This is a genomic window from Dietzia sp. B44, assembly GCF_014145245.1.
GTDB lineage: Bacteria > Actinomycetota > Actinomycetes > Mycobacteriales > Mycobacteriaceae > Dietzia > Dietzia natronolimnaea.
In genome coordinates, this window is sequence record NZ_JAALEF010000511.1 from 29,991 (window position 1) to 30,255 (window position 265).

Annotated in this window: 1 protein-coding gene; it reads right to left on the bottom strand. The window is 66.8% G+C overall.

What is annotated here, in order from left to right; genetic code table 11:
- Positions 1-265 (bottom strand): helix-turn-helix domain-containing protein (locus G6017_RS17075; protein ID WP_524536317.1); only part of this gene is annotated, 265 nt, incomplete at both ends.

The window sequence follows — 265 nt, forward strand, 5'->3', positions numbered from 1 at the left end:
ATCGACCCCGAGAACGCGGACGCCATCGAAGTGTCCGGGCTGCTCGTAGACCATGGCGCGGATCTTCGAGACCGCCAGGTCGTTGACCAGGTCCCATCCCAGCCCGAGGGCCTTGGCCACGGCGGACACGCTGGTGCGGTCGATCGCCAGACGCTGCAGAATCCAGCGGCTGCACCGGCGGGTGGTCTTGGCCCGCGGCTCGGCCAAATCAGGCATGCGCCGCTGGAAAATCCTCGTAGCGCACTCGGTGTTGTCGCAGGTGAAG